The 17839-nt window shown below is 38.5% G+C and carries 19 protein-coding genes and 1 pseudogene; 14 read left to right on the top strand and 6 right to left on the bottom strand.

The window, feature by feature from the left end; genetic code table 11:
• Positions 1–184: 184 nt before the first annotated feature.
• The 4 genes from LPB68_RS18830 to LPB68_RS18845 are packed head-to-tail and all read left to right on the top strand — an operon-like array spanning position 185 to position 2737.
• Complete coding sequence (locus LPB68_RS18830; RefSeq protein ID WP_157756160.1) at positions 185–913, top strand: hypothetical protein; 729 nt, start codon at positions 185–187, stop codon at positions 911–913.
• A 2-nt stretch (positions 914–915) separates the two neighbouring features.
• Positions 916–1293: a GntR family transcriptional regulator gene (locus tag LPB68_RS18835; protein ID WP_068656119.1), complete on the top strand. Its 378-nt coding sequence runs from the start codon at positions 916–918 to the stop codon at positions 1291–1293.
• 1 nt (position 1294) lies between these two features.
• Positions 1295–1984, top strand: coding sequence for an ABC transporter ATP-binding protein (locus tag LPB68_RS18840; RefSeq protein ID WP_068656117.1), 690 nt, complete (start codon positions 1295–1297; stop codon positions 1982–1984).
• A 48-nt stretch (positions 1985–2032) separates the two neighbouring features.
• Positions 2033–2737, top strand: coding sequence for a DUF4386 domain-containing protein (locus LPB68_RS18845; protein WP_068656115.1), 705 nt, complete (start codon positions 2033–2035; stop codon positions 2735–2737).
• Positions 2738–3368: 631 nt separating this feature from the next.
• On the opposite strand, the gene LPB68_RS18855 is transcribed toward LPB68_RS18845, so the two are convergent.
• Positions 3369–3815 carry a signal peptidase II gene (locus LPB68_RS18855; protein ID WP_068656111.1) on the bottom strand — a complete coding sequence of 149 codons (447 nt, stop codon included), beginning with the start codon at positions 3813–3815 and terminating at the stop codon, positions 3369–3371.
• A gap of 42 nt (positions 3816–3857) precedes the next feature.
• On the bottom strand, positions 3858–4613 hold the full coding sequence (locus tag LPB68_RS18860; protein WP_068656108.1) for a GTP cyclohydrolase II: 756 nt from the start codon (positions 4611–4613) through the stop codon (positions 3858–3860).
• A 203-nt stretch (positions 4614–4816) separates the two neighbouring features.
• Here LPB68_RS18860 and LPB68_RS18865 point away from each other — a divergent pair, with 203 nt between their 5' ends.
• Positions 4817–5527, top strand: a complete 711-nt coding sequence (locus LPB68_RS18865; protein ID WP_068656107.1) for a hypothetical protein — start codon at positions 4817–4819, stop codon at positions 5525–5527.
• Between the two features lie 70 nt (positions 5528–5597).
• Here LPB68_RS18865 and thiD read toward each other — a convergent pair whose 3' ends face one another.
• Positions 5598–6410 carry a bifunctional hydroxymethylpyrimidine kinase/phosphomethylpyrimidine kinase gene (gene thiD / locus LPB68_RS18870; RefSeq protein ID WP_068656105.1) on the bottom strand — a complete coding sequence of 271 codons (813 nt, stop codon included), beginning with the start codon at positions 6408–6410 and terminating at the stop codon, positions 5598–5600.
• A 179-nt stretch (positions 6411–6589) separates the two neighbouring features.
• Between thiD and LPB68_RS18875 the strand changes: the two genes are divergently transcribed.
• From LPB68_RS18875 to LPB68_RS18900, 6 genes are all read left to right on the top strand, one after another.
• Positions 6590–6994 (top strand): CidA/LrgA family protein, encoded by a 405-nt coding sequence (locus LPB68_RS18875; protein WP_068656103.1) that lies wholly within the window; start codon positions 6590–6592, stop codon positions 6992–6994.
• On the top strand, positions 6994–7683 hold the full coding sequence (locus LPB68_RS18880; protein ID WP_068656101.1) for an LrgB family protein: 690 nt from the start codon (positions 6994–6996) through the stop codon (positions 7681–7683). The genes LPB68_RS18875 and LPB68_RS18880 overlap by 1 nt, the downstream gene beginning before the upstream one ends.
• A gap of 31 nt (positions 7684–7714) precedes the next feature.
• Positions 7715–8509 (top strand): Nif3-like dinuclear metal center hexameric protein, encoded by a 795-nt coding sequence (locus LPB68_RS18885; protein ID WP_068656099.1) that lies wholly within the window; start codon positions 7715–7717, stop codon positions 8507–8509.
• A gap of 193 nt (positions 8510–8702) precedes the next feature.
• Positions 8703–10301, top strand: a complete 1599-nt coding sequence (locus tag LPB68_RS18890; RefSeq protein ID WP_068656682.1) for a catalase — start codon at positions 8703–8705, stop codon at positions 10299–10301.
• A gap of 174 nt (positions 10302–10475) precedes the next feature.
• Entirely contained in the window at positions 10476–11507 is a 1032-nt protein-coding gene (locus LPB68_RS18895) for a TIR domain-containing protein (RefSeq protein ID WP_068656097.1), read from the top strand.
• The gene (locus LPB68_RS18900) at positions 11504–11767 is read left to right on the top strand and encodes a hypothetical protein (protein WP_068656095.1); all 264 of its coding nucleotides are present in this window, start codon (positions 11504–11506) and stop codon (positions 11765–11767) included. Before LPB68_RS18895 ends, LPB68_RS18900 begins: the two co-directional genes overlap by 4 nt.
• Positions 11768–11854: 87 nt before the next feature.
• Here LPB68_RS18900 and LPB68_RS18905 read toward each other — a convergent pair whose 3' ends face one another.
• Positions 11855–12748 carry an ATP-dependent DNA ligase gene (locus LPB68_RS18905; protein WP_068656093.1) on the bottom strand — a complete coding sequence of 298 codons (894 nt, stop codon included), beginning with the start codon at positions 12746–12748 and terminating at the stop codon, positions 11855–11857.
• Positions 12745–13538: pseudogene (locus LPB68_RS22435) on the bottom strand (Ku protein). The gene LPB68_RS18905 and the pseudogene LPB68_RS22435 overlap by 4 nt, the downstream one beginning before the upstream one ends.
• Before the next feature lie 222 nt (positions 13539–13760).
• On the opposite strand from LPB68_RS22435, the gene LPB68_RS18920 reads away from it, so the two are divergent.
• The 3 genes from LPB68_RS18920 (at position 13761) to LPB68_RS18930 (ending at position 16803) form a co-directional block, all read left to right on the top strand.
• Complete coding sequence (locus LPB68_RS18920) at positions 13761–15014, top strand: DEAD/DEAH box helicase (RefSeq protein ID WP_068656087.1); 1254 nt, start codon at positions 13761–13763, stop codon at positions 15012–15014.
• 95 nt (positions 15015–15109) lie between these two features.
• Positions 15110–15736 (top strand): SGNH/GDSL hydrolase family protein, encoded by a 627-nt coding sequence (locus tag LPB68_RS18925; RefSeq protein ID WP_068656085.1) that lies wholly within the window; start codon positions 15110–15112, stop codon positions 15734–15736.
• Between the two features lie 38 nt (positions 15737–15774).
• Positions 15775–16803 (top strand): Gfo/Idh/MocA family protein, encoded by a 1029-nt coding sequence (locus LPB68_RS18930; RefSeq protein ID WP_068656083.1) that lies wholly within the window; start codon positions 15775–15777, stop codon positions 16801–16803.
• Positions 16804–16877: 74 nt separating this feature from the next.
• Here LPB68_RS18930 and LPB68_RS18935 read toward each other — a convergent pair whose 3' ends face one another.
• Positions 16878–17711, bottom strand: coding sequence for an AraC family transcriptional regulator (locus LPB68_RS18935; RefSeq protein WP_068656080.1), 834 nt, complete (start codon positions 17709–17711; stop codon positions 16878–16880).
• Between the last annotated feature and the right edge of the window lie 128 nt (positions 17712–17839).

Raw genomic sequence — 17839 nt, forward strand, 5'->3', positions numbered from 1 at the left:
TAAGTAACTTGTTTGGCATGAGTCCGGTACTGTACCGGGCTCATGCCTTTTAATTTTGCCTTAATTCGCCAATCAAATTGAGATTATGAGTAGATTTAATCTATTGACATGAATTAATGATCTAGTGTACTATAACATTAATACAATTTATATGGCTTATTTTAACAAGAAAGGAGAGATCTACTTGATGGCTTGGGCGGCTTTATTCAAAAAAGATTTTCGATTAACAAGAACTATTTTTTTAGTAGGACTAGTAATAAATTTTCTAGTACTCTTATTATCGCTGTATTTAGTCATGAGAATGGGTGATTCCTTTTTTATTTTTGCACCCTTACTAATCATTATTTTATTCCATATTTTTTATTTTCCAATCATGTTGTTTATCAGTCTGAAAACAGAAGCCAATCAGATGCATCTGTTTCTGCATAATCCACAATCTGCTACGACCTTACTCCTAAGTAAAGTATTGAATGGGCTCATTATGATGGTTGTATCTTTAGTCGTTCTATATATGATGGCGAGTTTGTTGATCATTCCCAGGTTCAACCTCATTGAACAATATTGGACTGATACTTGGATATCAGGTTTGTTAATATTTGTTCATATTATGATTGTCTCAATGCAGATTGGAGTTTTGGTGTTATTTCTCTGGTCTTTATACCACTCGATAAAACATAGAATCGGACGTTGGAGTTGGTTAGCACTTCTTGGGGCAGTCATTATCAAATTTAGAATAGATGCCTATTTCGTTTCATTTAATCTAACGCAATGGGGAGACTTGAGGATGAGTTTTCCGACTTTTCAAATAGAGCCTATACAAGTATATGTAGGTGAATATCTGTACCACTTCATGTGTTTCATTGGATTATTTTACTTGAGCGTATGGCTCGTTGATAGGAAGGTTGAGAAGTAACAATGGATGAATTTAATACATCAAAACCAATTTATCTACAATTAGCGGATCGGGTCAAACGGATGATTGTTAGCAATGAGTTGAAATCAGGTCAGAAACTTCCTTCAGTCCGCGACATGGGGGTCACATACAGTGTCAATCCAAACACAATTCAACGTACGTATAGTGAATTGGAGCGGGAGGGGATTCTTGAAACGAGAAGAGGCCAAGGAACATACGTTACGGAACAAGAAGAACGATTGGTTCGACTACGTGATATTTTACGAAAAGAGCAGATTCAAACGTTCGCCCAGATCATGCGGGAAATGGGATACAGCTCACAAGAAATCATCACAGGGTTACAAGATTACTTAAATAAATTGGAGAAAGGAGAAGAATGAAATGATTCAATTAACTAACGTTACTAAAAAATTTGTCCAACAGACAGCAGTTAAGAATATATCACTCACACTTCCCATAGGTAAAATATTTGGCATTGTCGGTGAGAACGGGAGCGGGAAGTCTACACTATTGAAGCTTATTGCCGGATTAACTCTACCGACGAGTGGGTCTGTAACTGTTAATGGAATGACTGCTAATCGAAAAATTAGCAAGATCGTTTCTTATTTGTCGGAGCAAGATTCTTTCTATTCCATATTCACAGTAAGAGAAGCAATGGGTTTCCAGGCATCACAATTTCCTGATTTTAATATAGCTAAGGCCGAAGCAATCATGAAGTTTATGCAACTAGATCCGAATAAGAAAATTAAAGATCTTTCCAAAGGAAATCGTGGTCGATTAAAAATCGTATTCTCCCTGGCCAGAGAATCTCCATACATTTTAATGGATGAACCGTTGTCTGGACTTGATCCTATGGTACGAAAATCCATTGTGAAAGGAATGATTTCTTTTGTTGACCTGGAATCCCAGACATTAATAATGACGAGCCATGAAATTACGGAAATTGAATCGATTCTAGACAGCTTCATAGCAATCAAAGATGGATCGCTGATTACAATGTCTGATGTGGCAGAATTACATGAATCAGAGGGACTTGGAATTAAGGATTGGATGGAAAAAACGTATGTTTGAGCAAAGAAATGGTTTGATTAAATCTATTCATAAAAAAGGAGATTAAAAATGAATTTTTCAAACAAAGTTGCTGCGAAAATTGTGGGAGTACTGTTTTTACTTGCAGCCGTTACGGCGGTAATAGGTCTTCTATTATACGATCCTATCCTAAACGGCCCTGATTACCTGATTAAAGGTTCCGAACATGCCAACCAGATCATATTAGGAGCATTGATGGAGTTATTTCTTGTCGTCTCAGCAATTGGTACTGCAACTACAATGTTCCCAATCTTAAGAAAATATAATGAGACTATTGCTCTATGGCATGTGTGCTTCAGGTTTCTTGAAGCGATTGTCATTACTGTGGGTATAATCAGCGTACTGTCCCTATTGACCCTAAGCAGGGAATTTGTAGCAGCAGGAGCCCCGGATACCATCTCTTTTCAAGCTTCAGGTATAATATTAAAAGCAATACATGACTGGACCTTTATGCTTGGGCCTCTGTTCTTGTTAGGTATTAATACAATAATGTACAGCTATATATTTTATAAAACCAAGCTCGTACCCAGATTTATTTCCATCTTGGGGATGACAGGTGCAACGCTCGTTTTTATTTCAGCCTTGTTAGTAATGTTCGGTGTATTTCAACAAGTTTCTACTTGGGGTGGTATTTTTGCGATCGCAGTAGCAGCTAATGAAATGATTCTAGCGGTGTGGCTCATCTTTAAAGGATTTAATGAATCTGTGCTTACTTCCGATTTTCAATCTGTTTAGGTTCCACAAATAAAAAGCACCTTCAAGGTGCTTTTTAAGCTCTGAAACGGTAACCGGCAAGCATGAACACACGTAGTGAAGATAAATGTATATGAATACAACGTTGCCTAGGCAATTAACCTATTTACAACATCACGCGCACTTTAAATTCTTGTTTGCAGGTGGGACATTTAACGGTATGCTTTCCTGATTTTCGCGGTAAACGAAGTACGGTTTTACAATGTGGACATCTGCGAAACCGATGTGTTTTCATTTCTTTGATTCTGCGTATATTCAACGACCCTTTGGCTTTAATAGGGTTCCAAATCCTCATAAACTTTTCGTTTTCCATACGCCTTTTGTAAATATTACGAGACAATGTTCTGAAAATCATCCAAATCAGAATAACCCAAACTAGGAAATTAAGAAAACTAGAGCCGATGATAGTATTGAAGATAGTCACAATAAAAAATGCTACAAATGAGGCATAATACAGTTGATCTATTCCATATCTTCCATACATAAAACTTGTCAATTTTTCTTTGAAATTTCTCATATCACATTTAAATCTCCTAAACTCGATTTTTAATTGCTGCCTTCTGTATCAAATCGTTATATTCAGGTGTCACCCATAAAACAGCGTCTGCTACTTTTACTTGTGCTTTGAAGTCATCAACCACCAGCTAACTGCTCCATAAATAATAAGAAGTAACACACCCATCTCAATAGCGTGGTCGGCGATGTTAAGAACTCCCTTGGTGCGAATGATAAAGTCTGTCACTTGCCCAAACAAAAGCCGATCAATGCCATTTCCAATGGCTCCTCCGACAAGGAATCCGAAGCTACTATCGATGAGGGCACCCTTCATTTCACCAGTTCTCCGAATATAAAAAACACCTATCACGAATAAAACAGCCACAACGCCGAAAATCACTCCATAGCCTTGAAATAAACCTCCGGCCATCCCACTATTTTCGATATGTGTGAGTTGCAACCCCCACAATGTAAAGTCTTCATCAATGGCAATATAAGTGCGAATTAAATATTTAGAAAGTTGGTCAGATATAACAACGAGAATTGCAATGATATAAAATAAAATAGTTAACCCTTCTTTCTTGACGAAGCTAGCAAGTTTACGTAGTCAATCATTTGGGCAGATCCCATCCTCCTCCAAATGTCCAGAACGTTGAATCTTAGTATTCAAATAGTTCTCATTAAATTCTGATTTGTCGCCCCATATAGATTCTCTTCCAGATAGGACCAACCCGGCATTCTTCATTGCTGCTAGCTTTTTAGGGTTATTTGTCATGAGCGTAACAGGTTTTGTTCGTAGAATTTTTAGAACGTTGATTGCATCCCCGTAATTTCTGGAATCATCGACAAATCCAAGGCTCTCGTTCGCTTCTACTGTATCGTAGCCATTCTCTTGAAGCACATATGCCATCGCCTTACTGAATAACCCGATGCCACGTCCTTCATGATTCGCCAAATAAAACAACGCACCCGTCCCATGATCTAGAATGTTCTTCATCGATTGCTTTAACTGATAGCCACAATCGCATCTTTTGCTACCAAATATGTCGCCAGTATGGCAAATGGAATGCATACGAATAAGTGCATCATCCGCGTTTGCAAAATCTCCATATACGAGAACACTCGACTGTTGGAATTCTGCCAAATTCGCAGATGATAGCTGATCAATGATTTCCTGGTAATTTTCCGTCAAATGGCAGCCACTGAGCCAACAATACCATTGAAAAATAACTGTCTCTCCGTATAGATTTACAGGGAGTCGGATGGGACCAACAAGATATATCGCTCCTTCGTCAGTCTTAATCAATTGAATTTTATCTTGTAAAACGTCTAGTACTTTGGGTTCAAGTTTGGAGTGTGTCATAACATCATTCCTTTTTTGTGAGATTCTGTTTAGTGTAGGTAGCCTCCAAATATGATAGCTACCAAGCTCATATATATTAATATTGGGCTCATACATATATAATAATACTTAGGGCTTCTAATAGGAAATTAAGGACTATTAAATGCTGAGATGATTGAATATTCGATCATATTTTTCATTGATAGTAATGAGGAGGTATCACATTGAAAAGGAGATGGAGGACGTTCATCGGACTGTTCTTCATGATGATTCTGCTAACTGGTTGTGCTAAAGGGGCAGCGCATATAACGGTTAACATGAACGGAAGTATCGATCTAAGCATGAATTTACAATTAGATGACCGGGTACAAGGACTTGTAGGTGAGCAATTGGATCACTTGCTTGAGACTTCATTGAGTGACTTAGGGATTATGGTTGAGAAAATCCAATCAGGTGATAATACCGAGTATCAGTTGTTGAAATCTTATGCCTCGTTTCAAGAGATGGCAGAGATGCAGAGTGACTTTGATTTTAAGGGGATAAAGATAGATAGGTCTGAGACCGACCATCTTTTATATACAACTTATGATATTGTTGCTCAACTTGATCATGACGTTTATGATTCATACCTAATGCAAAATATAGGTGCTTTAGAGCTACCTGAACAGCTTACTCGATTTTTTCTTCGTCAGTTTTCTTTTGACTTTGGGATTACGCTACCACTCGATTTATTTGGAGACAATAATGCAAGTGTAGAAGAGGGGAAGGCTCTTACTTGGCGTATTGCTCTAGATGATCCTAAACCAATCGAGCTTGTGATTAATGTTCCTAAGATAAAAAATATTAGTATTCTGATCGTTTCAATCATACTTATACTAATATTGGTCATTTTGTATTTTATTATTAGGAGAAGGAAATTAAATAAGAAGATATAATGAAATGGCAGTCCAAAGGGTAATAATCACCTTCAGGACTGCCATTATTGAGTATTAGTTATGAAATTCCTTAGTGTTCTAAACGGTATCCACCATGGAAGACTGGCCCTACATATTCATTAAACTCAAAACCATTTCGAATCGCAGCTAAGACGAAATCTTTAGCTTTAGCAACCGCCTTATCGACTGATAGACCATTTGCAAGACCACCTGCTATCGCTGCAGCGAAAGTGCAGCCGGCTCCATGATTGGTTGCAGGCTCAATTTTGTCCGCTGTAAAGACAGTATATTCAGTGCCATTATAGTAGACATCTATAGCTTGTTCACCATCTAATGCTTTGCCGCCTTTGACAACGACATGACGAGCACCGAGATTATGAATGAGACGAGCAGCTTCCTTCATATCGTCGATCGATGAGAGTTTACCAAGACCTGATAGCACGCCAGCTTCAAATAGATTAGGTGTTACTACTGTTGCCAATGGAAGCAATAAATCGCGGATGGCTTGAGCACTCTCGGGATTTAAGACTTCGTCTTCCCCTTTACATACCATGACAGGATCGATGACGACATTACTTTGGTTATTATTCTTAATCGCTTGCTCAACTACGTGCACAATCTCCACACTACCCAGCATACCCGTTTTCATAGCATCAACCGGTCCACCTGCGAACACGGTCTTCAACTGTTCAGCGACAAGTGTTGCTTCGATCGGATATACACTGTGATGCCATCCGTTATCAGGATCCATCGTTACAATGGTAGTTAAAGCGCTGAATCCATATGTGCCATATTCTTCAAAAGTTTTCAAGTCCGCTTGAAGACCTGCTCCACCACTGGAGTCACTTCCGGCAATAGTTAATGTTTTAATGATCTTTGACAATTCAAACGTCCCCTTCTTCTATATCTAGATTATTTAAAATGTGAATTGAATTGATTATAACAAAAATCCATGAAAGTTCCATAAACAGATTGAAAAAAACATGAAAATTCTGTTAGTATGTTAGAGTTCGGTCTAATTGTAAACAACAAGGTCAATTCATGAAGGGAACTTCTACTATAATGAAATTCATACGAATTATTGCTCAGGTCGTACTGTTATATCTATTTTATTTAGCAGGAGAGTTTGTTCAAAAGCTTCTTGATCTTCCCATACCGGGAAGTATTGTAGGAATGCTACTGCTCTTCGTTCTGCTATTGTTCAAGACAGTCCCAGTAAGTTGGATTGAGGATGGATCGAGTACCATCATCTTATATCTTCCGTTATTCTTTATTCCGTCCACTGTAGGGATTGTGAATCACTTAAATATATTTAGTGGCAGAGGATTGGTAATGATCCTTATTCTTGTGGTTAGTTCAGCAATAACGATTGGTGCGGCAGCCCATACCAGTCAATGGTTAGCACGTAGGAAGCATACTGGACAAGGGGAAATAAGCGGGCATAAAGAAAGGAGAACTGAAAATTAATGATCTTAACTGCAGTGGCAATTGTTCTGATCACGGTATGTATTTATATTGTCATGTCCTTAATATATAGTCGTTTTCATACTCCTTTACTCATGCCTGCACTTACAGCTTCTCTTGCTGTTGTGCTCTTGATATTGTTTTTACATATTCCTTATGATACGTATATGATTGGTGGCCAATGGATTAACCAATTGTTAGGACCCGCCGTAGTTTCCTTAGCTTATCCATTATATAAACAGCGGTATGTGCTACGTCATAATTTACTGGCGATCCTTGGCGGGACAATTATTGGACTTTTTGTAGGGATGTTCAGTGGAATATTGATGGCTATAAGTTTAGGATTTCCTAAATTATATATTCTCTCCGTTTTACCTAAATCAATTACGACAGCGGTGGCGATTGAAATATCAAGTAATCTGGGAGGGGATCCATCCTTAACCTCTGTATTTGTAATGGTCGCAGGATTTACAGGAGCTATCGCTGGACCTTTAATCATAAAGTTATTCCGTATAAAAGGTGAGGTTGGAATCGGGATTGGGCTAGGTACAGCCTCCCACGCACTAGGTACAGCGAAGGCGCTTGAATATGGCGAGAAGTCGGTCTCGATGAGTTCTGTTGCAATGAGTGTGTCTGCAATTGCAGGGTCCATAGTTGCGCCGGTAGTTGTGTGGTTGTTGTATTCCTTATAAGTATATATTGAAGTGGGAGGTTCAAAAGGATATGAGTACTACAATATCTGATATCTTACAAGCTTTGAAGGAACCAGTGGATCGTATAGAGGCTGGTGTGGATGTTCTATGTTACGGAGATCCGAATGACATCGTGACAGGTATTGCAACGGCATTTGTTGCGAGTCATGATGTGATCGTAAGAGCGAAATCCTTAGGTGTTAATCTGCTCATTACACATGAAGGTTTATTCTATAGTCACTTTGGAAATAAGCAACTATCAGCAGAGGATCCAGTGGTTCGGGAGAAACAAAAGTTTATTGAAGAAAGCGGGATGGCTATTTTCCGATATCATGATCATATTCATAAGTATCAACCAGATGGTATTATGACGGGATTACTACAGGAATTGGAATGGAATGGTAATGTGGAGAAGCATACTTCTTTCGTTACCATTCTGAATTTTGATAACATGACCGTTCATGAAGTAGCGAATCATCTGAAGAATAAATTGAATATTCAGCAGGTTCGTGTTGTTGGAGATACCTCAATGCCATGTAGACGTGTAGGGTTATTGGTTGGGTATAGAGGAGGTGGTGAACAGGTCATTCCATTGTATGAAAGGGAGAATCTCGATTTAATCATATATGGAGAGGGTCCTGAATGGGAAACACCTGAGTATGTACGAGATGCTGTTTTTCAAAAAAGAAAAAAAGCACTTATAGTATTGGGTCATGCAGAGAGCGAATGGCCTGGTATGAAATATCTGGTGAACTGGATCCAAAGTGAATTTCCGAGTATACCTGTTCATTTTATCTCCGAAAAGCCGGTATTTCAAATCCTTTAGCTTGTAATACGAAACTATACATAACTAAATTGTTAAATATTGCATATCCCTGGAAAATGATGAGCATAATAATGGATACATTTAAAGGAGGGTATGCGGAGTGAGTGACAAAGGAACAAGCGGAAGTAGTAAGTGGGAAAAAAAAGCTCTGGAAAAGTCAGTTCAAGGAGTGGGAAGCCCAACAGATCCACGAATGGCTCAAGGTGAAGATAAAATGACATTGACTAATCGTCAGGGACATCCCGTTGATAATAACCAGAGTATGCGGACGGTTGGTAGACGGGGTCCCACAACGATGGAAAATTACGACTTTATCGAGAAGATCACTCATTTTGATCGGGAAAGAATTCCCGAAAGGGTTGTTCACGCACGTGGTGCAGGGGCTCATGGGTTCTTCGAGACATACGGGACGGTTGGCGACGAGCCTATCACGAAGTATACACGAGCCAAACTTTTTCAACAGAAAGGAACGCAGACGCCTGTTTTTGTTCGATTTTCAACTGTCACTCATGGCAATCACTCTCCAGAGACATTACGAGATCCGAGAGGTTTTGCAGTTAAGTTTTATACAGAGGATGGTAATTGGGATCTAGTTGGCAACAATTTGAAAGTGTTCTTTATAAGAGATGCAATCAAATTTCCAGATCTCATACATGCCTTTAAACCTGATCCAGTTACGAATATCCAGGATGGAGTACGTATTTTTGATTTCATTATGAATACACCCGAAGCATTAATGATGATTACATTCTTGTTCTCACCTTGGGGAATTCCAGCTAATTATAGGCAAATGCAAGGCTCGGGAGTAAATACTTATAAATGGGTGAATGAGCAGGGAGAAGCGGTTATAGTGAAATACCATTGGGAACCTAAACAAGGGATCAAGAACTTGACGCAACAAGAAGCAGAGGATATCCAAGGTAAGAATTTCAATCATGCTACGCAAGATTTATATGAGGCTATCGAATCCGGTGAATTTCCAGAATGGGAATTTTGTGTCCAGATCATGAGTGATGATGATCATCCAGAACTTGATTTCGATCCTCTGGATGATACGAAGCTGTGGCCTACGGATAAATTTCCGTTTCTTCCTGTCGGACGTATGGTTCTGAACCGGAACCCAATCGATTATTTTGCTGAAGTGGAACAAGTAGCTTTCGGTACCGGAGTGCTTGTGGATGGGCTTGATTTCTCGGATGACAAAATGCTTCAAGGGCGTACACTATCGTATTCGGACACTCAGAGATATCGGGTAGGGCCTAATTACTTACAATTGCCTATTAATGCTCCCAAAAAGCATGTAGCTACGAACCAACGTGGTGGTCAAATGGATTATCGTGTAGACATTGCGCCAGGACAGAATCCACATATCAATTACGAACCTTCAACCCTAGGTGGGTTGCATGAGGCAACGAAGATAGGTAAAGAGTACACACCTCACGTGGAGGGTGAATTAGTTCGGCAAGTCATTGATCGTACGAATAACTTCAAATATGCAGGTGAGCAATATCGGAAGTTCGAAGATTGGGAACGTGACGATCTCATTACCAATCTAGTGAATACACTGAAACCTGCTCTCCAACATATTCAACAAGGAATGACGGATTTGTTCACCAAGTGTGATCCGGATTATGGTCGTAGAGTAGGTGAAGGGTTAGGGATAGGGATAAAAAATGGGATACAGTCAAATAAATCGGATACCGAATTTGGTGGTCGACCTATAGGAACTAGCCATACCGATGAGGGTGTGCAAGATGCAGAAAATAAAGGACATTCAGCTGATCCTTATTAAAATAAGAAAATAAATGTAAAAGATAAATAGAGCCTGTCTACTAGAGATTTCTGGGTGGCAGGTTCTATTTTATTCGGAAAAGAACATCTTAAAATAGAAACTTCACTAAAATATGGTAATAATGTATAATGGGTGATATTGTGAATTTTTATTATTTCCTCATAAAAGGAGAACATGCCGTTGTCTACCATTACTATGAAACCTAATTTATTCATTGGATCAGCGAGGGAATCAATAAGATATGCTAGCGCGATACAATCTCAAATCGGAAGATCGGTTCAGGTTACGCCTTGGTTTGCAGGGGCATTTAGTGCCAATGAGTATACGATGGAATCATTAGAACGTATTCTAGATCAAAGTGATTATGGAATATTTGTATTTTCACCAGATGATGTTGCACTAATTCGAGGAAAACATGTGTTTATTACAAGGGATAATACAATCTTTGAAATGGGTCTGTTTTGGGGAAAACTAAGAAGGAATCGTGTGTTTTGCATTGTTCCACAAGAAGTATCCCAAAGAGATGATCTTGTTATGGGCGTCAATGTTGCTCAATTTCATTTACTTTCAGATCTTGCAGGTTTAACAATTTTGGAATATGAGTGTCGTAATGATCGTAATTATGAAGCAGCGGTTACTGCGGCTTGCATAAAGATTCTGGATATTATTGAACGAGAGAAACATTTTATCGATCCGATGCTCCTTCTTAAGAAGAAAGAGGAAGAACTACAACAAAAGCAGAGTATTCTTCACTTCTTTTGGGAGTTCAATCGTAATGTGACAGTTCCAGAAGATCAGAAATATCATGCATTAAGTGAAGCAGTACGTAACTCATTCATCTCACCAGTGAATTGTCGTGTAACTGGTGCAGCCTTTTGGCAGAAAAGTGGAAGCGAGGGTATCCGACAAGTTGGCGGGAATGTTGGAAGGGGGAAATTTTATCCATTTAATGTTAATGAATTGGATCAAATGTCACAAACGATTTATGTGATCGACGTATATAATAGTGGTAAGTGGACGTTCTTCAAACGAAAGGAAGTTGCGGACGTATATGTGCTATGTTATCCTTTAGGTAGGGAGCATGTCCTATCTGTTCACATATCAGGTGTTGAAATGATACCTGAAGGTAATCTAGAGGATATAGTCTCATATAATGATGAACTACTTCGTACCATAAGGCATTTAGTTGGAGGGGAAACCAAATGAATAACAACGACAACGTTAGGCAATCTCGGCATAATTTACCCGCCAAAGGACCTTGGGTAGCGAAGGATGAGACAACAATTATTAGAAGTACATCTATACCTAGAGGAAGATCAGTATCTAGAGCAAATCGTATGAGTGTTAAAACTCCTAAGTCACAAGGGAAAATATTATTTGTCGGGCCATCAATAGAAGGAAGCGATAAAGAGTATATAAAAGTTCTTAGTGGAACGGTTAATGATCACAAACCTTCATTCGCATAATTAAATATATTGTTAAAATTTAACAAAACTCTAATACAAGAACAAGGTGGATGTTAGTAACAACCATCTTGTTTTTTTGTTCGTCCATTAATTATCATCGTGATCTCCGAATCCAATTAATTTAGGCTGGCGAAGTAGACCAGAGTCTGTAAATTCTAGGGCTGTTACTTTACATGGGAAATGCACACTTAACCATACGATTTTAGATTTTTTCATGCCTTGCGATAGTGAAGGAAAAGGGCATTCTCCAGGATGGTCTTGCATAAAACTTTGTAGTACTTTTTTTGTTGCGTTATCCAATCCGGATACATGTCCTATGTACCGATCTTCGTATTTCAATACAAGACTAGATATTTGCCCATTTCTTAATTTAATTCCGACCACATCTCCTACGAGACGAACCTCTTTCCTCTTTTTGAACCAATCTTTGTGTTTTTTACCTTCGGTATATGGACTGTCTAAGCGTTTCGATATAATCCCTTCCCATTCACGTTCATTAAGCCAATCCCATAATGCTTGTCCATCTTCAAATAGATCCGTTACGAATAGACGTGGATCTTTCGTTGGAAATTTTGCTAATAGTCGACGATATCGCTCATGAAACGGTAGGTTACGTACATCGACGTAATTATCGTATAGTATATCGAACATAACAAAAATAAGCGATTCATCGTAAGTGCGTTTCCGCACCCCTAGACGTACTCGTTGAAAATTGGGTCTAGTTCCATCAAAGTAAGCTATCTCACCATCAAGTACACACGGTCCAATCTTTAATGGTTCTAACAAGGTTACAATTTCAGGAAAGGTAACGTTTCGTGGTTCTAGGCGTCGCGAGAAAAGTTCTACTGCACCGTTACCATCTAATCGAACTAACGTTCGAACTCCGTCCCATTTGATTTGATATCCCCATTCAGATCCTGTTGGTATATTGGGAGAAGTAATGGGGGCCATGGGTATAGAGGGAAGTGACATGTGATTCATGATACGTTATCCTTAGGCTTTTTACGTGTAGATGTTCTTTTTCTCTTGGGTGACGATATGCCTGATGGGTTTTTAGTCGCATCAAGACTTGCTTGTAAAGCGGCCATAAGGTCTATTACATTGCTTCGGGCAGAAGCGGGTGCAGCTACAATATCCTCTATGCTCTCACCAGCAATCTTCTGCTCAATTAATTCAATTAATTGAATCCGGTAATCATCTGTGTATTTTGTTGGGTCAAATGTTTCTTTTAGCTGTTCTATAAGCATTTTGGCCATAGAAAGCTCTTTATCATTAACCGTTGTTTGTTCTGGTAAATTGGGGACTTGGGATATATTGCGAATTTCATCAGGGAAGAACATCGTCTCTAGACAAAGACAATTACCCACGACTCGTATCGCTGCTAGACTGCTTTTATTTCGAATGGATATTTTTGCAATGCCAATTTTTCCAGTTTGATTAATGGCCTCTACTAAAAGGCTATAAGCACTAGAACCAGCCATATAACAAAATCAAGTATTTTTATTGTTTTAGCGGATTCTGTCTTGATATGCTCAAGCTCATCTTCTTTGACGATAACGAATTTATCTTTTTCATATTCAAAGCCTTTCACGATATCTACTGATGCAATTTCCTTATCGCAATGTTGACATTTCTTAGCATATGAAATCGGCATTCCACATTCTTTGTGTAAACTACGGAAATGAATATCCTTATCCTCTGTAGCAGAGTGCATTTTTACGGGTACATGAACGAGTCCGAAGCTGATTGCGCCTTTCCAAACAGTATGCATATAGATCGCCCACCTTCTTATTTTCGATTAAGGTGCACTAAAGAATCGTTTTTAATACAGGAACTTCACAAGGACATAAGTAATAGAGGTAGAGCAAATATCTTATTGATACATACACGATAGAACTGTTATACTAAAAGGTTTGATGAGTTGATTTAATAATATAAGGTTATATGATAATATCCACTTAAAAATATATAGGTTAAAGATAAAGGAGATTTTATGACATTTACAGATTTAGGGATGATACCATCCATTATAAAAGCGCTAGAAGAAGAGAACTACTCAACCCCAACACCGATTCAAGAGCAAGCGATTCCATCAGTTTTAGCGGGAAGAGATTTATTAGGATGTGCTCAGACCGGAACAGGAAAAACAGCAGCTTTTGCACTCCCAATAATACAACGACTAAGCGAACAACAAGGTGCGGGGAATGTTCCACACCGTATTCGTTCTTTAATCCTAACTCCGACTAGGGAGCTTGCACTTCAAATTCATGAGAATATTGAAGCATATGCTCGTTATACCCGTTTACGGTGTTGTGCTATATTTGGTGGGGTTTCACAAAAGGTGCAGGAGAGATCTTTACAACAGGGAGTCGATATTCTTGTAGCTACACCAGGGCGACTTATAGATTTAATGAATCAAAAATGTATTGATTTACAGCATGTCCAAATATTCGTACTAGATGAGGCAGATCGGATGTTAGATATGGGGTTTATTCATGATGTGAAGAAAATAATCGCCAAAATTCCATTAAAGAAACAGACATTATTGTTCTCAGCAACCATGCCTCCAGAAATATCCAAGATGGTGAAGTCACTTTTAGTTGATCCAGTGAAAGTGGAGATCACACCTGTGTCCTCAACTGCTAACCGTATAGAACAGTCCGTTTACTTTGTAGATAAAGGAAACAAACAAAAGTTATTAACTTATCTTTTAGAAAATAAATCAATCACTTCCGCTCTTGTGTTCACTCGGACAAAGCATGGTGCGAACCGTGTAGTACGAGAGTTAGTTAAAGGTGATATTCAAGCTCAAGCCATCCATGGTGATAAGTCACAAACGGCTCGTCAACTTGCTTTAAGTAATTTCAAAGAGGGTACAACTAGAGTACTTGTTGCAACGGATATCGCCGCAAGAGGGATTGATATTGATGAATTGTCCCATGTCATTAACTTCAACCTACCTAATATTCCAGAAACGTATGTACATCGGATTGGTCGTACAGGTAGAGCGGGAATGAGTGGGATCGCGATCTCATTCTGTGAGTTTGAAGAGAAGTCTTACTTCAGTGATATAGAGAAATTGATTGGAAAGCGTATTCCAGTAGTTAAGGATCATCCGTATCCAATGTTGATTACAACAGAACCGATTAAACCGGTAGTTTCAAAAAATAAGCAACCAAGTAAAACATTTAATAAACAAAATTCTAAATCTGGCTCAAGTCAATATAGAGGGAAATTCTCAACATAATCTCGTTTGCGATAACTTTAACAGACAAGTTTTTTGGTGTAGAGTAAAGTAGATGATTTTATTGAATGAATATTCGTAAAGGGGTTGGAATGTGTATGTTGTCGATCGGAAATAATGAAACTGTTCTATTTATAGGGGATAGTGTAACAGATTGTGGGAGAGACTATTCTAATGACAGTAGCCTAGGTTCTGGATATGCTTTTCTTGTAGCGGCAGAATTAGGTCGAAAATATCCAAAAAAGAATCTTAATTTTATTAATCGTGGAATAAACGGTAACCGAGTTGTTGATCTTGAAACCAGATGGGAAGAAGATTGTATACAATTAAATCCAGCATGGATATCGATCTACATAGGTATAAATGATGTATGGCGCCACTATGATAATAATGATGAGACTTCGGTAGAAAAGTTCTATAAAGGTTATCGTCAATTGATTGAACGTACGAATGAACATACAGATGCCAAGATTATTCTGGTGGAACCTTTTTGCTTACCAGTACCAGAAGATCGCAAGAGTTGGAGAGAGGATCTTGATCCTAAAATTCAAGCGATACGTGAGCTGGCAAGTGAATTCAAATCGTTATATGTACCATTGGATGGGCTATTCGCGTCGGCCAGCACGCAAGTTGATCCAGCTTATTGGGCAGGGGATGGTGTGCATCCAACAGTAGCAGGTCATGCACTCATTGCAAAGGCTTGGTTAGAAACGGTTCAAGCATAAAGTGTAGTTGAAACGATCACATGAGGGGCGACGCAATCATGAGTAAGTTTAAAGTAGGTATTATAGGTTGTGGTAATATTTTTCCGATGCATGCTAGTTCGATTCAGCTATCAGATACCGCTGAACTTGTTGCAATATGTGATAACAAGGAAGAGCGAGCTAAACAAGCTGCTGAGAAATATAATTGTAATTTCTATACAAATTATGAGGAAATGTTAGATAAAGAAGAGATTGATGTTGTTCATATTTGTACACCACATTATTTGCATGCATCAATGACGAAATATGTTGCTAGCAAAGGTAAACATATCCTTACAGAGAAGCCCATGAGTATAACGACAGAAGAAGCACGGGAAATGGTAGATGTATGTGAAAGTAACGGAGTTACACTAGGCGTTATTTTTCAGAATAGATATAATCCAGGTTCGCAGTTAATTAAAGATGCCATTATGAATGGAAGCCTCGGTCAAGTACTTGGAGCAAAGTGTTCGGTTACATGGAACCGTTCTGACGAATATTATAGCCAAAGTGATTGGAAAGGAACATGGGAAAAAGAAGGTGGCGGGGTACTTATAGACCAAGCTATTCATACCATGGATCTGATGCGTTGGTTTGTAGGTGAAGAGATCGAGTACGTTGATGCCCAAATCGGAAATCGAGCACATGAGATTATAGAAGTTGAAGATAGCGTAGAAGGAGTCATCAAATTTAAGAATGGTATATTTGGAGGTTTCTTTGCTATCAATTATTATAGTTATGATGCCCCAGTAGAGATTGAAGTACATTGTGTGAAGGGTATAGCTAAGATGGTTGCTGATAAGGCGACGATTAAATATAGTGATGGCAAAGAAGTTACAGTAGATAAGAATCCCAATGAAGTGATCGATTACGGCGAAGGTGTGAAGATCTACTGGGGAGTCAGTCATATGAAACAAATTCGTGATTACTATGAAGCGTTGAAGAATGGTGAAACTCCTTTTATTGATGGTAAAGAAGCACTTAAGACACAGGAAATGATCTCAGGTATTTACCAATCTGGTAAGGAACATCAACGAATATATTTGTAATATCACAAGGACCTACTCTACATGTCGTCAGAGAATAGGTCTTTTTTGTTGTTGGTTATGAATAATTTGCAGAATCAAGATGTGTGCAATCCGTGTGATTTCTTAAATTGTTCAGGGGTCATACCCTCTAGTCGTTTAAATATCGTACAAAAATAACTGGGATGCTCATACCCGGATTCTTTGGCGATGAGATGCATTTTTGTAGAAGGGTTTAGCAGCATCAACTCTTTACTTCTCGTAATTCGTTCCCGATTGATATATTCCATAGGTCGAATATGTAATGTTTTTTTGAATAGCTGGCATAAATATTGTGGAGAGATTCCTGCATAGGCTGCAATTTGATCGATAGTAATAGATTGATGACAATTCTCCTTCATGTATTGCATAACAGGCTGTAATCGGAGGACATTCTGTTGAGCATGATCATTATGGGTATAAACATATTTAGTTAAATCAAGTAGTAGAGCATATAGAATTTTTGAGCATTCTACACTAATGTAGGATAGCTCTGAACTAGCCAAGGTTAGTAAATGTGCTAAATGCACCATAGTAATTTCACTATCGGTTAATGAGTAAATACCTGATTGAATGATTCCGGCTTGTTGTAGCAGTGAGTGACAAAGACTACCGTCAAAAGATATAAAATTTAATTCCCATGACTCTGATGTGGCTTGATATTGATGTGGTATATCGGGATATAGACAAATGGCTTGACCGGGATTGACTGGATAGTTGTGCCCATCTAATATCAACTGCCCCTCACCTGAGATTACTTGTAACCACTGATAACAATCAAAGCCTTCAGGACGAGAAACAGGATTCTGGTGATCCCAGTGTCCTACACTTGTTAGAAATAGTGGAAGTTGAGTATCAGAAGTAGTGACGATAGGAAAAGCAATGGAATCCATGTTGAGTCATCCTTTAGTTTCATATTTTGATATGGATGTGAAGATTGTTAAATAGATATATAGCAGTATCATTATTATAATGTGAATATAATGATATTATATATCAAATATACGATTTGGAGTGACTT

It is taken from the genome of Paenibacillus crassostreae, from assembly GCF_001857945.1.
In the GTDB taxonomy this organism is placed as follows: Bacteria; Bacillota; Bacilli; order Paenibacillales; family Paenibacillaceae; genus Paenibacillus_AQ; species Paenibacillus_AQ crassostreae.

Bases quoted from the DNA above. Each gene is read 5' to 3' on its own strand.
- LPB68_RS18925 (WP_068656085.1), top strand. From the start codon at position 15,110: ATGTTGTCGATCGGAAATAATGAAACTGTTCTATTTATAGGGGATAGT.
- LPB68_RS18880 (WP_068656101.1), top strand. From the start codon at position 6,994: ATGATCTTAACTGCAGTGGCAATTGTTCTGATCACGGTATGTATTTAT.
- LPB68_RS18895 (WP_068656097.1), top strand. From the start codon at position 10,476: ATGCCGTTGTCTACCATTACTATGAAACCTAATTTATTCATTGGATCA.
- LPB68_RS18900 (WP_068656095.1), top strand. From the start codon at position 11,504: ATGAATAACAACGACAACGTTAGGCAATCTCGGCATAATTTACCCGCC.
- LPB68_RS18885 (WP_068656099.1), top strand. From the start codon at position 7,715: ATGAGTACTACAATATCTGATATCTTACAAGCTTTGAAGGAACCAGTG.
- LPB68_RS18890 (WP_068656682.1), top strand. From the start codon at position 8,703: ATGGCTCAAGGTGAAGATAAAATGACATTGACTAATCGTCAGGGACAT.
- LPB68_RS18860 (WP_068656108.1), bottom strand. From the start codon at position 4,613: ATGACACACTCCAAACTTGAACCCAAAGTACTAGACGTTTTACAAGAT.
- LPB68_RS18920 (WP_068656087.1), top strand. From the start codon at position 13,761: ATGACATTTACAGATTTAGGGATGATACCATCCATTATAAAAGCGCTA.
- LPB68_RS18935 (WP_068656080.1), bottom strand. From the start codon at position 17,711: ATGGATTCCATTGCTTTTCCTATCGTCACTACTTCTGATACTCAACTT.
- LPB68_RS18905 (WP_068656093.1), bottom strand. From the start codon at position 12,748: ATGAATCACATGTCACTTCCCTCTATACCCATGGCCCCCATTACTTCT.
- LPB68_RS18840 (WP_068656117.1), top strand. From the start codon at position 1,295: ATGATTCAATTAACTAACGTTACTAAAAAATTTGTCCAACAGACAGCA.
- LPB68_RS18835 (WP_068656119.1), top strand. From the start codon at position 916: ATGGATGAATTTAATACATCAAAACCAATTTATCTACAATTAGCGGAT.
- LPB68_RS18845 (WP_068656115.1), top strand. From the start codon at position 2,033: ATGAATTTTTCAAACAAAGTTGCTGCGAAAATTGTGGGAGTACTGTTT.
- LPB68_RS18930 (WP_068656083.1), top strand. From the start codon at position 15,775: ATGAGTAAGTTTAAAGTAGGTATTATAGGTTGTGGTAATATTTTTCCG.
- LPB68_RS18875 (WP_068656103.1), top strand. From the start codon at position 6,590: ATGAAATTCATACGAATTATTGCTCAGGTCGTACTGTTATATCTATTT.